At 72.4% G+C, this 12,937-nt stretch carries 8 protein-coding genes; 1 reads left to right on the top strand and 7 read right to left on the bottom strand.

The genetic code is table 11. The features are described from left to right. Positions 1-158: 158 nt before the first annotated feature. The 3 genes from ACWD3I_RS31485 to ACWD3I_RS31475 are packed head-to-tail and all read right to left on the bottom strand — an operon-like array spanning position 159 to position 3,904. On the bottom strand, positions 159-554 hold the full coding sequence (locus ACWD3I_RS31485; protein ID WP_361487482.1) for a DUF742 domain-containing protein: 396 nt from the start codon (positions 552-554) through the stop codon (positions 159-161). Positions 555-563: 9 nt separating this feature from the next. Beyond that, positions 564-983 (bottom strand): roadblock/LC7 domain-containing protein, encoded by a 420-nt coding sequence (locus ACWD3I_RS31480; RefSeq protein ID WP_266895195.1) that lies wholly within the window; start codon positions 981-983, stop codon positions 564-566. Next, the gene (locus tag ACWD3I_RS31475) at positions 980-3,904 is read right to left on the bottom strand and encodes a nitrate- and nitrite sensing domain-containing protein (RefSeq protein WP_365405884.1); all 2,925 of its coding nucleotides are present in this window, start codon (positions 3,902-3,904) and stop codon (positions 980-982) included. The genes ACWD3I_RS31480 and ACWD3I_RS31475 overlap by 4 nt, the downstream gene beginning before the upstream one ends. Positions 3,905-4,323: 419 nt before the next feature. On the opposite strand from ACWD3I_RS31475, the gene ACWD3I_RS31470 reads away from it, so the two are divergent. Next, complete coding sequence (locus tag ACWD3I_RS31470) at positions 4,324-4,872, top strand: hypothetical protein (protein WP_365405922.1); 549 nt, start codon at positions 4,324-4,326, stop codon at positions 4,870-4,872. Positions 4,873-4,905: 33 nt separating this feature from the next. On the opposite strand, the gene ACWD3I_RS31465 is transcribed toward ACWD3I_RS31470, so the two are convergent. The 4 genes from ACWD3I_RS31465 to ACWD3I_RS31450 form a co-directional block, all read right to left on the bottom strand. Next, positions 4,906-9,561: a hypothetical protein gene (locus ACWD3I_RS31465; protein WP_365405881.1), complete on the bottom strand. Its 4,656-nt coding sequence runs from the start codon at positions 9,559-9,561 to the stop codon at positions 4,906-4,908. A 37-nt stretch (positions 9,562-9,598) separates the two neighbouring features. Further along, a complete protein-coding gene (locus ACWD3I_RS31460) occupies positions 9,599-10,474 on the bottom strand; it encodes a hypothetical protein (protein WP_365405878.1) in 876 nt (291 codons plus the stop codon). 133 nt (positions 10,475-10,607) lie between these two features. Next, on the bottom strand, positions 10,608-12,134 hold the full coding sequence (locus tag ACWD3I_RS31455) for a hypothetical protein (RefSeq protein ID WP_365405875.1): 1,527 nt from the start codon (positions 12,132-12,134) through the stop codon (positions 10,608-10,610). 77 nt (positions 12,135-12,211) lie between these two features. Beyond that, positions 12,212-12,907, bottom strand: coding sequence for a GntR family transcriptional regulator (locus ACWD3I_RS31450; protein WP_266895185.1), 696 nt, complete (start codon positions 12,905-12,907; stop codon positions 12,212-12,214). Positions 12,908-12,937: the final 30 nt, after the last annotated feature.

Raw genomic sequence — 12,937 nt, 5'->3', positions numbered from 1 at the left:
GGATGGTCGTCGACGATCGGTCAGATCATATCGGGAGCACTGTTGCGACGCCGGTCCGCTCGGCCGGAAGGCGGGCGTGCGGCCGCGTTCCCCCAGGGCCGTCCGTGAGCGGTCGGCGGCGCCGGGGGAACGGCCGCCTCAGTGGGCGGGGCACTCGGTCAGAGCGCCCGGAGGCCGTTGATCACATCGCGCAGAATGCTCTCGTCCGGCAGCTCGGCGGGCGGCACAGGTCGGTTCACATGGACGAACTCCGCGTCCACGAGGTCGCCCACGAGGACCCGTACCACGCCGATGGGCAGGTCGAGTTCGGAGGACAGCTCGGCGACCGACTGCGGGGCGTCGCGGCACAGGTCGACGATGTCCACGTGCTCCGGGGACAGCGTGTGGTCGCCTTCAGGGTCGTCCGCCTGAACCTCCGCGACGACCACCGCGATGAGGTCGAGGCGGTGCTGGGCCGCACTGGTGGTGCGGCCACGCGTCATGGCGTACGGACGGACGACCGGTCCGGCCTCGTCGTCGAACCAGTGACTTCTTCCCTGACCGTCTGTGCTCATGTCATCTCACTACCCGCCCTGAGGCAGATCGGTGCGCGGAGTGGATGCCAGATGTACACCGACCCGCTTGACGAGGAGCGTCATCTCGTAGGCGACCAGACCGACGTCGGAGTCCGCGTCGGAGAGGACGGCGAGGCAGCTGCCGTCGCCGGCGGCCGTCACGAACAGGAAGGCGTCGTCGAGCTCGACGACCGTCTGCCGGACGTTGCCCGCCTCGAAGTGGCGGCCCACGCCCTTGGCGAGGCTGTGGAAGCCGGAGGCGACAGCGGCGAGGTGTTCGCCGTCCTCCCGCGTCAGGTCCTTGGACACCCCCGTCGCCAGCCCGTCGCCGGAGAGCACGACGGCCTTGCGGATGCTTGCGACGCGGTCGACCAGGTCGTCCAGGAGCCAGTTCAGCTCGCCGGAGTTGGTTGTGCTGTGGCCGGTCATCGACCGTCCCCCTTAGTTCCTCGTGGTGCTGTGCCGCTGTGGGTGTCATCGCCCGCGGCGTCGTTCTCCGCACGGCCGCGCTGCCAGCCGCGCTGGAGCGATGCCATACGGCTGCGTACCTGGTCGGCGTCCCGCTCGTCGACCCCCGTGTTGTCGTCGGTGCGGCGCCCGGCCGGACTCTGCTTCAGCTGCGGGGCCAGGTTGGCCTGGCGTACGCGGCGGGGCAGCGGGCCGGTGCCCGGGGCGGTCTCCCGTGGCGTGGCGCCGCGTCCGATCGGCTGGGGCGTGGCCTCGGCACCGCTCTCCTGTGGCACGGGGCGGGAGCCGGTCCGCTCCAGGGCGGCGCCGGGGCCGCTCTGGTGGGGTGCGACGCCTTCTGGAGCGACTTTGAAGGTCTCGCTCGCGCCGCTCGACGCGATCTCGGCGCGCCGGGTGCGTCTGGGGAGGGCGGGAGTGCCGTACGGCGCTCCGCCGAGTTCACGCCCCGTGGTCGTCGGGGCATCGGCGCGCTGCTCGTCCAGGCGGTCGGCGACGCCGGTGGCGCGCCGCTGCGGCCCCGTCGTGCGCCTGCGGGCGGGCAGCGGCGGAGCTTCTTGGGGGAGCGACCGGTTCGGGCCGGCAGGGGCCCCGTCGTCGCTCTGCTCCCGCTGCTCGGTCACCGGGCGGCCGTGCGAGCTGACCAGCTTGGGGGTGTGGCGGCGGGGCAGCGGCACCGGGGCGTTCAGGTCGTGGTCGGGGGCGTCGTGGCGGTCCTCGCCCTGGGTGGCGTCCGGGCGGACCAGGGAGCGGCGCGGGCGGAACAGACCGCCGCGTTCGCTGTCCTCGTCGTCGAGGGCGCCGGGGAAGTCGTCGATGGCGTCCAGGTCGACGGGCGCCTCCAGCTCGACGGGACCGTCCAGGAGCCCTCCCGTGAGACCGGGCAGCGGCACCGCCACGTGGGCGAGCTGGGCCCGGCGGGCCTCCTCCAGCTCGGCCTCCTTGGAGGGCTGGGGGCGGTCCAGGCGGAAGCCGAGGCCGTTGGTGTCCGGGATGTCGTCGGTCAGCAGGGTGTTCGGGATGAACACGACGGCCGTCGTGCCGCCGTAGGGCGACGGCTGGAGCGAGACCCGGACGTTCTGCCGCTGGGCGAGCCGGCTGACCACGAACAGGCCCAGCCGGTCGGTGTCGGACAGCTCGAACTCCGGTGTCTCCGCGAGCCGCAGGTTGGCGTCCAGGAGGGCGTCGGCCGCCATGCCGAGGCCGCGGTCGTGGATCTCCAGCGTGAAGCCGTTGGCGACGCGCTCGCCCAGCACCTGGACGGCGGTGTGCGGCGGGGAGAACACCGTGGCGTTCTCCAGGAGTTCGGCGACCAGATGCGTGAGGTCCGCGACGGCCGGACCGGTGACGGCGACCCGCGGCAGCCGGCGGACCTCGATGCGCTCGTAGTCCTCGACCTCGGCGACGGCGGCGCGTACGACGTCCATGAGCTGGACGGGCTTGCGCCACTGCCGGGAGGGGGCGGCGCCGGAGAGGATCACCAGGCCCTCGGCATGGCGGCGCATACGCGTGGTCAGGTGGTCGAGGCGGAACAGGTCGGCGAGTTCGTCGGTGTCCTCGGTCCGGCGCTCCATCGTGTCGAGCAGGGTGAGCTGCTTGTGCAGGAGCACCTGGCTGCGGCGGGCGAGGTTCACGAAGACCTCGGAGACCCCGGCGCGGAGTTCGGCCTGCTTGACGGCGGCCTCGACGGCGGCGCGCTGCAGGGTGTTGAGGGCCTGACCGACCTCGCCCATCTCGTTCTTGTCGTACTCCAGACGCGGGACCTCGGTCTCCACGTCGACCTGTTCACCCGCGGACAGCCTGCGCATGACGCTCGGGAGCCGTACGCCGGACGCCTCGTGGGCCTCTAGGCGCAGCTGTCGCAGGTCGCGGATGAGACCGCGGCCGATGCGCACGGAGAGGACGACCGAGAAGAGCAGGGCGAGCAGCCCGAGGACGCCGGCGACGGCCGCCTTCACGATGACGCCCATCGCCACGGGCTGCACCCGGTCCTGATAGCGGTCGCCCGCCTGGTCGTTGAGGGTGGCGAGTGATTCGAGCACGCTGGCGGCGGTGGCGTCCCAGCTCTTGGCGGTGATGAAGCGGGGGGCGCCGGGATCGGAGTCGACGACGATCTTCTCGGCGGAGCGCAGCGACGCGGTGGACGCGTTCTTCCAGAACCGGTCGTAGCGCTCGCGTTCCGCCGCGGGCAGCACCGGCAGGCTGACGTCGTACAGCACAGTGCGCTGCGCGATGAGGTCGGAGACCTCGCGAATCTCTCCATGCGTCAGATCGCCGACCACGAGGGCGGAGCCGAGCAGGGCGTCCTCGCGGGAGAGGAGTTCGCGAGCACGGGTGATGTTGACGAGGGCGCGGGCCTGCTTGTCCATCTCCACGCTGTCCACCCCGTCGAGGGAGGCCAGCAGGGCGTAGCAGGGGTCCACGAGGCGGTTGTAGCGCTCGAGGGCCTGGACCCGGTTCACCGCGTCCTCCTCGACGCTGCGGCGCAGGGAGTCCACGCCGTCGAAGGCGTCCAGCACAGCGGTGAGACGTTCCTCGTCGTCCTGGTCCATGCCGTCGCGGACGTCGGGGTCCTTCGCGCTCTGACGGATCTTGGCGATGGCGTCGTCGGTCGCCGTCCGGGTCTCGCGGAGCGCGGCGAGCGCGTCCGAGGCCCGTGGGTCGGCCAGATAGACAAGGGTCTGGCGGCGTTCCTGTTGCAGGACACGGACGGTGTCCTCGGTGGGATAACCGAGGTCCTCGACAGTCGTCGACACCTGGAAAAGCTGGGCGACCGCCCGTCCCGTGAGTACCGTGGCGAAGCCCCAGATCGCTGTCAGGGACACCAGCGGCACGAGAAGCAGCGCCACGATCTTCCGGCGGATCGACTTCCCGCGAAAGCGCATGGCCTCCCCCAGCTCGACCCCCGCCGGCCGGGGGTACACATGTACGTCAACAAACGGCGCGAGCCTACTACCGTCACGCAGTTAACTCGAAGACCCGTCCGGAAGGCGAACTTCCGCACCGGTGAAGCGAGATGGTGAGTTGTCCGGGCATTACGGGAGATTGCCTCCCCGAAACACGCTTCGACGGCTCATACGGATCCGGCCGTAACGGCTGACCAGTTGGCCAGAATTTTTCGTTTCTTGGGAATCTTCAGAGCGTCTCGTTCGTCCTTCTCTTCGGGAAATGGGTGCAGAATCGGCCACACGAGCCGCATCCCGCATCCGGGCGGCGTAAAACAGCGCAAGCCGGGCAGCCACTGGGGAGACGTGTGTTCGCACACGGAGCGAGGGGTCTGCTGGCGGTGGGGAGTGACACGTTGATGGGCACGGCGGAGCGGCAAGAGGCGCTCGTGGACGGCGCTGCGGCGCACTTGGCGGAGGAGCGGAGTCCCGAGGCACTGGATCGCGACATTCCAGCGCACGAGAGCGGGACCGGGTCCGGGACCACCGAACATGCCACGCCGGAAGAGGAGCCGTACTACCGGCCGTTGTGGATCGACGAGGCCGCGCCGCGGCGTCGGATGCCCGATCCCGTGCGCAGGTCGGCGGTGCGGGCGGTCCTGATCATCGCCGTGACGCTGGTCCAGGCGATGGTGGCGTTCCTGTGCACACTGGCCGGATCCTGGCTGGCGTTCCCGATGGTTCTCAGCAGTGTGGCAAGCACCGTGGTGGCCACGTGGGGCGCCCTGGACATCTGGGTGACCCGTCAGGTGTGGAACCAGCGCAACGGCGTCGTGTCGGCCCCGAGCAGCACCGCCCGGGCCCTGCGGCGCGAGCGGCGCAGGGCCCGGCGCCAGGCGCGGTCCGCGGAGCGGGCACAGGCCCGGATACAGCGGCGGGGCGGCGCGGGGCAGTTGTCGCACTCCTGAGAGGCGACACCGGCCCACGCACCGGCCTTGCCCTCAGGACGTCGTCGGCGTCGGCCGCTTGAACATCCGTGTCGCCGTGATCTCGCTGTGGCCCGCTTCCTCCGACCGGGTCTGCTGCGGCAGTCCCGGGCGGAGGTGCTCCTCCACGCTGATGTACTTCAGGCCCGCCCTGAGGTCGGCGTCATTGCGCAACCTGATGACCAGCGGGAACTCGGCGAGTGCGGTGGTGTCGAACAGGCCCGTGGTGTACAGGAGTTGGACACCCAGGGCATCCGAGACCGCCCGCTGGAGCTCCAGCAGATAGGTCGCGTTGGCACGACCGATCGGGTTGTCCAGGAAGAGCGTGCCCGCGTGCCGGTGCTTGTCGCGGCCCCGGTCGTTGGACCGCAGCGCGGCCATGGTGCAGTACAGCGCGATGGCCGCCGTGAGCAGCTGGCCGCCGGAGAACACGTCGCCCATCTGCCCGACCGGCACGCGCTCGGCCCTCAGCACGGCATCCGGCTTGAGGATCTCCACGGCGATCCCCTTGGGCTGCAGTGCGGCCCCGACTCCCCGCAGCAGCAGAGACATTCCGTCGCGCCGCAGATCGGAGTTCTTCTTCACCGCCGCGCGCGTGGCCTCGTCGATGACCTCGCCCAGTCGCTCGGTCAGCGTCGCCTGGTCGGGCTCCTCGAAGCGGATCCGCAGGAACTCCTGCCCGGACCACTCGCCGAGCCCCTCTGGCAGCCGGGACAGCCGCTGAGCGGATCGCAGGGTCGCGAGCGCCGACTCGACGAGCCCGCGCAACCGGTCGACGATCGAGTCCCGGTTCCGCTCCAGCTGCGCCAACTCGTCCGTGAGGACCCGCAGTCGGGGCGCGAAGGCGTCCGCCCACTTCTGGGCGTGCTCGGGCAGCGCGGACGCGGGCAGTTCGCGGATCTGCTGGCGCGCGGGGGTGCGGACCTGCTCGTAGCGCGTGGAGTTGGCATGCCGGACGAGGATGTCGCTCGCCTCGCGTACGGCGGCCTCGGCGGCGGACAGGTCGGCGGCGCAGCCGCGCAGCGACCGGCGGGCCTCGGCGGCGGACTGCCGGGCCTCCTCCGGGCTGCCCGGGTACGGCTCCGTCTCCTCCTGGTCCTCGTCGGGGGTGTGCTCGCGCAGCAGGTCGCGCAGCATCGCGGCGATCTCGTCGAAGCCGCCGGCCGCGTCCTCGGCGGCACGGTGGGCGTCCAGGAGCTCGGCGTGCGCCTCCCTGGCCTGCGTCAACGCCTCGGTGCGGGAGGCGAGTTCGGCGGTCGCCGTACGCAGCAGCGCCTGCGCGTGCTCGGCGTCACGGGGCTCCAGCTCCTCGGACAGCTCGGTGTGCGCCTCACCGACCTCGGGCGCGTGCCGCTCGGCCTCACCGCGCAACCGTCCGAGCTGCTCGCTCGCGGTGGACATCCGCGTCTCCAGAAGCTGCACCAGCTCCTCGGCGCGGGCTGCGGCGGCCTGCCGGGACGGCCCGTCGGAACCGTCGGGCGACTGCAGGAGCTGCTCGGCGCGGGTGCGGACCTTGTTGCTCAGCCGGTCCAGGTCGGCCAGGGCCGCGCTGGACTCGCTCTCCGCGCGGGCCTGCTCGGCTCGCAGGTCGGCGCCGACGCCGACCTTCTCGTACAGCTGTGAGGCGGCCCGGTAGGCCTCCCTCAGGGCGGGCAGCGAGTTCTTCGGATCGTCGGCGTCGCTCTCCGGCACGTTGTCGGGGGCGCCCGCGATCTCCGAGCGCTCGGCGCGCAGCGCACGCGCGGTGCGCCGGGCGTCGTCGGCGGCCCGCTGAGCGGCACGCCGGTCCTCGTCGGCGGCCCGGGCGCGCTCCAGACAGGTCTGGGCACGGGCCTCCGACTCGGTGGCCTCGTCGGCGAGTTCGCGCAGCTTGACCTGCCAGCCGGCCCGCTCACGCAGCCGGAAGGCGAGCCCTGCGAGGGCGTCGGCGGCACGCCGGGCCTTCTGGGCGGCCTCCTGGCGCTCGTCGCGCACCTGCACGCACTCGGCCGCGGTCTCGTCGGCCTCGGCCCGCACGGTCCGCGCCTCGGCCAGCTCGGCCTCCGACTCCTCGGCGAACGCGCGCGTGTCGTGCGCGGTCTGCGCCAGCTCGACCAGCCGCCCGGCCGGACAGCCGGTGCGCCAGGAGGCCAGCCGCGCGGCCAGCTCCCGGTCCTTGGCGAGCCGGGCCGCGAGCGAGCGGATCTCCTCGTCGCGCTCGGTCGCTCGGGCCCGCAGCGTGTGCCGCTCCTCGTCGGCGGCGTGCTCGTCGTGCATGGCCGGGTTCGGCGGTACGAGGAAGACGGCCTCGCTCCCGGTACCGGGCGCCGGAGTCGGGGCGAGCAGGGCGGCGGCCGTACCGACGGCGACGGCGGACCGCGGGAGCAGTGCCGCCTCGCTGAGCGTCTCGCGGGCCCGTGCGTGCGTGTCGGGGTCGGTGATGATCACGCCGTCGACCAGCTCGGGCCGGGCGGCCAGCACACGTGCGTGGTCGGCGGGGTCGACGGCCTGGGCGAGATAGCGCCAGCCAGGGAGCGCCGGGATGCCGTGCTCCCCGAGGAACTCCACGGTGGCCAGCACGTCCGGGCCCGGCGGCAGCAGTCCGCCGTCACCGAGAGCGCCGAGGATCCGGGAGTCGTCGGCTGCGGCGGTGCGCAGCTCGAAGAGGTGGCGCTCGGCGGCGGAGACGGCGTCGTCGAGCAGCTCGCGCAACTCGTCGGCGAACCGGTCGAGTTCCTCGGGGGTGAGGGTTTCCCCGGCCCCGTCGCGCCCGGTCGGACCGTCCTTCCTCGCACTGTCGGCGTCCGTCCGGGGCACCGGCACTCCCCCGTGCCCGGCATCGGAGGCCCCGGTCAGGCTGAGCAGCTCCGCGAGTCGCGGCTCCGCCGCCAGCGCCTCGGCGAGCCGCTTCTCGGCCTCGTAGGACCGCTCGGCGGCCGTGGCCGCGTCCGCGGCCCGTGCTGCCGTCAGCTCGGCGCGGGACTCCGCGGAGCCCGCTTCGCGCGCGTGCTCGCCGGCCCGGTGCGAGGCCTCGCGCGCGGTGTCCCAGGCGGCGACGGCCGTCTTCTCGGCGTCGCTGGCCGCGAGGGCCGCGCGCGCCGGGTCGGCGTCGGGCGCGCTGTCGTCCAGCCAGCCGGCCCGTACGGCCTCGGTGGTCTCCTGCTCGACCTCGCTCAGCCGCTGCCGCAGGTGCCCGACCTCGCTGCGGGCGCGCTGCGCCTCGGTGGCGGCGACGGTGGCGTCCCGGTGTGCGGTCTCGCCGACCTCCTGAAGGGAGGCGGACCGCTCCTCTCCCTCGTTGGCGAGGGTCTCGGCGCTCTCCGCGGCCGCGTGCAGGGCCCGTACGAGATCGACGGCGGCCCTGGCCCGGGCGGCCAGCGCGGGGGCCGCGTCCCGCTCGGCCTCCTGGATCGCAGCGGACACGCGCGCGACGCGGTCGGCGGCGGCACGGTGGCGCAGTACGGCCTCGGCGGCCTGCCAGGCCGAGTGCAGGGTGCGGGCGTCGGCGAGCTCGCGCTTCTGCGCGGCGGCGGACTTCTCGGTGGCGGCCAGCGCCAACGAGGCGTGCCGGAAGGCGAGTTCGGCCGCGATCAGCGCACTGCGCTCCCGCGAACCCTCGGCGTGCGTGACCGCGTACGCGGCGGCCGTGACCCGCTGCGCGAGGTCGGCGGCGCGCACCCGCTCCCGGGCGCCGCGCGCGGAGAGTCTGCGGGCCAGCGTCCGCGTCCGGCGTTCGGCACCGGTGTGGATGTCACGCGCGCGTGAGCGTGCCTCGGCGGCCTCGACGATCCGCCCGAGGAGGTCCACCGACCCGGCGGTGAAGTCCCGTTCGGCGATCAACTCGGCCCGTCGGCCCAGCTTGTTGCCGAAGCCACTGACGAGGTCGGCGAGCCCGTCGGTGTCCCGGGTGTCCGTCACGGCCCGCAGCAGCAGGTCGGTGAAGTCGGAGTCCTTCTTGACCGCGAAGAGGCCGGCGGCCTCACCCTCGTCGGCGTTCATCTCCCGCTGGTAGCGGAAGAGTTCGGGGTCGAGGCCGAGGTCGCCGAGGTGCTCGATCCAGCGGTCGTGGATCTCCTCCCAGTGCACCTCCAGGTGCGGATACGCCTTGCCCGCCTCGGTGATGGCGTCCCGGAAGCCCTTCATGGTGCGGCGTCGGCCGAGTGCTCCGGAGGCGCCCTCGACGGCCGGCCGTACGGCGGTGGACTCGGCGACGGGCAGGTTGTCCAGGGACAGTCCGGGCCCGGGCCGGAAGGAGTACCAGGCCTCGGCGAACTTCCGCGGGTCGTTGGAGACCTGCCGCCCCCGCCACTCGCTCACCTTGCCGACGACGACACACTCGCCGGTCAGCGTGTGCTGCCACTCCAGCGCGACGTGCCCGCAGTCGTCGGCGAGCAGGAACTTGCGCAGCACACCGGAGCTGGCGCCGCCGAGGGTGTTGCGGTGGCCCGGCAGCATGACGGAGAAGATCAGCTTGAGCAGTACGGACTTGCCGCCGCCGTTCTCCAGGAAGAGCACGCCGGCGGGCGCGGGGCGGCGCGGCGGGCCGACGGGCTCGTCTTCGAAGAACTCCGCCTGGGTGGGGGCGGGGTCGGGCACTTCCGCGCCGACGCCGCGCAGGTCAAGCACGGTGTCGGCATAGCGCGCACCGGCGGGGCCGATGGAGTAGAGGCGGACCCTGGACAGCTCGTACATGGCGGACTCTCGTAAGTCTTCGGCAGGTGGGGGGAGTTCAGGAGTGGAAAGGCAGTCCGGCGTCGGCCACCAGCTCGTCGGCGGTGTCCTCGGCGGGCAGCAGCGTCGGCGTGCCGTCGGTGACCGGGACGACACCCAGTTCCAGCAGTTCGGCCATGGCGGCGCTGCCGGCCATGTCCCGTACCTGGAGCTGGTAGCGGGCCGTCGTGCGGTACGTGCCGCCGTTGTCGTCGCCGGTGCGCTGGAGGAACCCGGAGTCGGTGAGGAAGGCGACGGCCTTGCCGACGATGCCGGTCGTGGAACCCGCGAGTCTGCGTGCGTCCTTCGTCGCACCGGTCGCGCTGCGTCTCACCCAGATCCGCCAGGCGGCCTCGAGCCCTGGCGCGTCGGTGGCGGGGTCGGTGTTCTCGCCCAGCTCGTCGGCCCGCTCCTCCAGGCGCCGGCAGGCCTGCCGGACGAACGCGTCGACGCCGTTGACGCTCACCCGCCCGATGTACCCGTCGTCGGCGAGGTCCTCGGGACGCGGGAACGCCATGGCGGCGACGGCGAGATGGGCCAGCCCGTGCAGGAACCGGTCCGAGCCGTCGGCGGACGTGCGTCGCGCGTAGTCACCCATCCGCACGGCGAACACGGAGTCCTCGGCGGCGGTCACGGCCATCCCCGCGCGCGGGGACACTTCGAGCACGACAAGACCGAGGCCGGCGGCCACGGCATCGGCGAGCCGGGCGAACGGAGGGTCCTCTCGGTAGCGCCGCAGCAGCTCGGTGTACTCCTGATCGCGGGCGGGCTGCAGCTTGGGCTGCAACCCGAAGGCGACGAGCCGAGCCGCGTCGGCGGCGTCGGCAGGCGTGACGGCGGTGGGGGCCGAAGGGGCGGGGGCCTCCGCGTCACTCCACTCGACGTGCTCGCTCACGACTTCAACTCCTTGTTCTGGAAAACAACGGCCGGCCCAGCCGACCCAGGGGCGCGGGGCTGTGACATTTGCGGCTCCGCCGCGTGGGCACGACCAGCCACAACGGACCCGCAGTCGCCCACCGGCAGAACCATCACGCGGCCTCCGTCCGATCCGCAGCCATCCCCACCGCATCCAGCAAGGCCATCCCGACAATGAGATCCGCCCCACCGAACTCGGGATCATCCAGCTGAGCCCCGTCGTCCACAGCGAACAACAGCTTCTCCTCGCCCTGCCGATACGCGGTCCCGACCGCCGGACTGGCCGCATGAACCGCCAACAGGGCCACCAGATAAGGCAGCTCAGGATCCTGCCGGCGAGCCTCCGCAAGCAGCCCCGACAACCGACGCGGCGCATCCGCGGGCAGATCGAGCAGCTCCATCGCCGAGGCCAGCTGCTCCTCGCTGAACCGGCTGTCGTCCGGGGTGGCGATGAGGTCCGGCTCGGGCATCTCCGCGCCGAGGTGCTCGCGCTCCACCGGCGGCGTCAGCAGTATGTCGACGAGGTCACCGACCCGCACCGAAACCGGCGTACGCAGTCCGGTCCCGCGTGCGAAGAACGCGTCGGTGACCCGGACCGCCTGCTCCAGGGGCAGCGGGAGCAGGGGCGCGACGAGATGCCCGTAGAGGTCCGTCCCCGACGTCGTCATGGGGGTGGCGAAGGCCTGCCGGTCCTGCTCGGCGCGGAACAGCGGTCCCGCCTCCAGCAGCCGGGACTGCAGCTGCGTATGGCGGCGGATGCAGTCCTTGACGATGTCGACCAGCTCGGCGGCCCGCCGCTTCTGCTCCGGGTCCTCGGACTCGTCCCGGGCCTTGCGGATGTTGGTGAGGATCGCGTTCTCGTGGCGGTAGCGGTCGGCGACGTGGTCGAGCGCCTCGGTGATCATGTCGGGCACGGCGTTGAGCCAGTCCACCGCGCGGACGTTGCGCCGGGTGGCGTCCAGGGCTCGGCGCAGCGTCTCCGAGTACTGCACGGTCCGGTAGCGGGCCTGCTCGGCGGCGAGTTGGGCGTCGGCCAGGCGGCCGCGGCTGATCAGTACCTCCAGCTTGACCTCGGCGGCGATCTGGGCGCTGGTGACGTCGGTGTCGAGGGCGCCGACCAGGACGTTGACGGCCTCGTCCGTCGTACGGAGATACACCGAGCCACCGGGGCCGGGCACCTCCTCGATCAGTTTGAAGTCGTAGTCACGCCGGACATAGGTGCCATCTGTCGCGAAAGTGCCGTAGACCGCCCGGAATCCACGGTCCACGCTGCCGACGTTGATCAGGTTCTCCAGGACCCAACGGGCCACCCGCTCGTGCTCGACGACGGGCCGCTGCGGGGCCTGGGCGGCGATGCGCGGAATGAGGCGGGCGACTATCTGGTCGTGGTCGGCGCCCGTGTCGAAGTCCATGTTCAGGGTGACCAGGTCGATGGCCGAGAGGGCCACCTCCGCCATGCCGTACACCGAGTACTCGCCCGCCAGGTTGGCCTTGCGCGCGTCGAGGTCGTGCAGCGGCGCGGTGCAGGCGAGCGCGCGCAGCCGCCGCGCCAGCCCCTCGTCGGCGGCCGGGCCCGGTGCCGGGCGCGGCCCCGCGCTGAGCTGGGGCGGAACGCTGTCCGTCGTTGCAGGCGAAGTCACGGTGCACAGACTAGGCCCTCGGTCTGACAACGGCCCAAACGTCACAGAAGCGACCCCGCGTCACAGCGACCGGGACGCTAGCCGTCCTCGCCGACCCGTCGCCGGTACACCTCGACCACCCGTTCCAGCGAGTCGTCCAGGTACACGGCGAGCAGCTTCTCGGCCTCCCGGCGGTCCCCGGCCTGCAGGGCCCCGAGGATCTGGCGGTTGCGGGCCAGATACGGCTCGTGGAGCGCCTTCGGGTCGTCCACCACGTGGAAGGCGAGCCGCAGTTCGGCGAAGACGCTGCGCATCAGCTCGTCCGTGCGCTCGCTGCCCGCGAGCGCGACCAGCTCCCGGTGGAAGTGGATGTTGGCGGTACCCAGCGCTTTCCAGTCACCTTCACGCACCGCCCGCTGCCCGGCGGCGACGGCCTCGGCGAGCCCTTCCTTGGCGTACGGCGGCTCACCCAGCCCGCGCACGACGGCGCACTCGACGAGGCGGCGGGTGCGGTAGATGTCCTCGACGTCCTCCACCGTCAGGACCCGGACGAAGACGCCCCGGTTCAGCTCGTGGACGAGCAGACGTTCATGGGTGAGCAGGCGGAACGCCTCCCGCAGGGTGTTGCGGGACACCCCGAGCGCGCCTCCGATGCTGTCCTCCGACAGCCGGGTGCCGGGTGGGAAGTAGCCCTCGGCGATGCGGCTTCTGAGGATGTCCGAGACCCGCTCCGCCGTGCTGGTGCGGCCCAGGAGGGCACGGTCGTCGGCCAGGCCGGTCAGCTGCTCTGCCATGCCCGGAATTCAACCGCAGACACGAGAACG

This window comes from Streptomyces sp. NPDC002817, from assembly GCF_053592055.1.
The sequence above is the reverse complement of the archived record's forward strand: the minus strand, read 5'-3'. Positions and strand labels throughout refer to the sequence as shown.

Excerpts from the sequence above, each read along its gene's own strand:
- ACWD3I_RS31485 (WP_361487482.1), bottom strand. The coding sequence starts at position 554 with ATGAGCACAGACGGTCAGGGAAGAAGTCACTGGTTCGACGACGAGGCC.
- ACWD3I_RS31480 (WP_266895195.1), bottom strand. The coding sequence starts at position 983 with ATGACCGGCCACAGCACAACCAACTCCGGCGAGCTGAACTGGCTCCTG.
- ACWD3I_RS31475 (WP_365405884.1), bottom strand. The coding sequence starts at position 3,904 with ATGCGCTTTCGCGGGAAGTCGATCCGCCGGAAGATCGTGGCGCTGCTT.
- ACWD3I_RS31470 (WP_365405922.1), top strand. The coding sequence starts at position 4,324 with ATGGGCACGGCGGAGCGGCAAGAGGCGCTCGTGGACGGCGCTGCGGCG.
- ACWD3I_RS31465 (WP_365405881.1), bottom strand. The coding sequence starts at position 9,561 with ATGTACGAGCTGTCCAGGGTCCGCCTCTACTCCATCGGCCCCGCCGGT.
- ACWD3I_RS31450 (WP_266895185.1), bottom strand. The coding sequence starts at position 12,907 with ATGGCAGAGCAGCTGACCGGCCTGGCCGACGACCGTGCCCTCCTGGGC.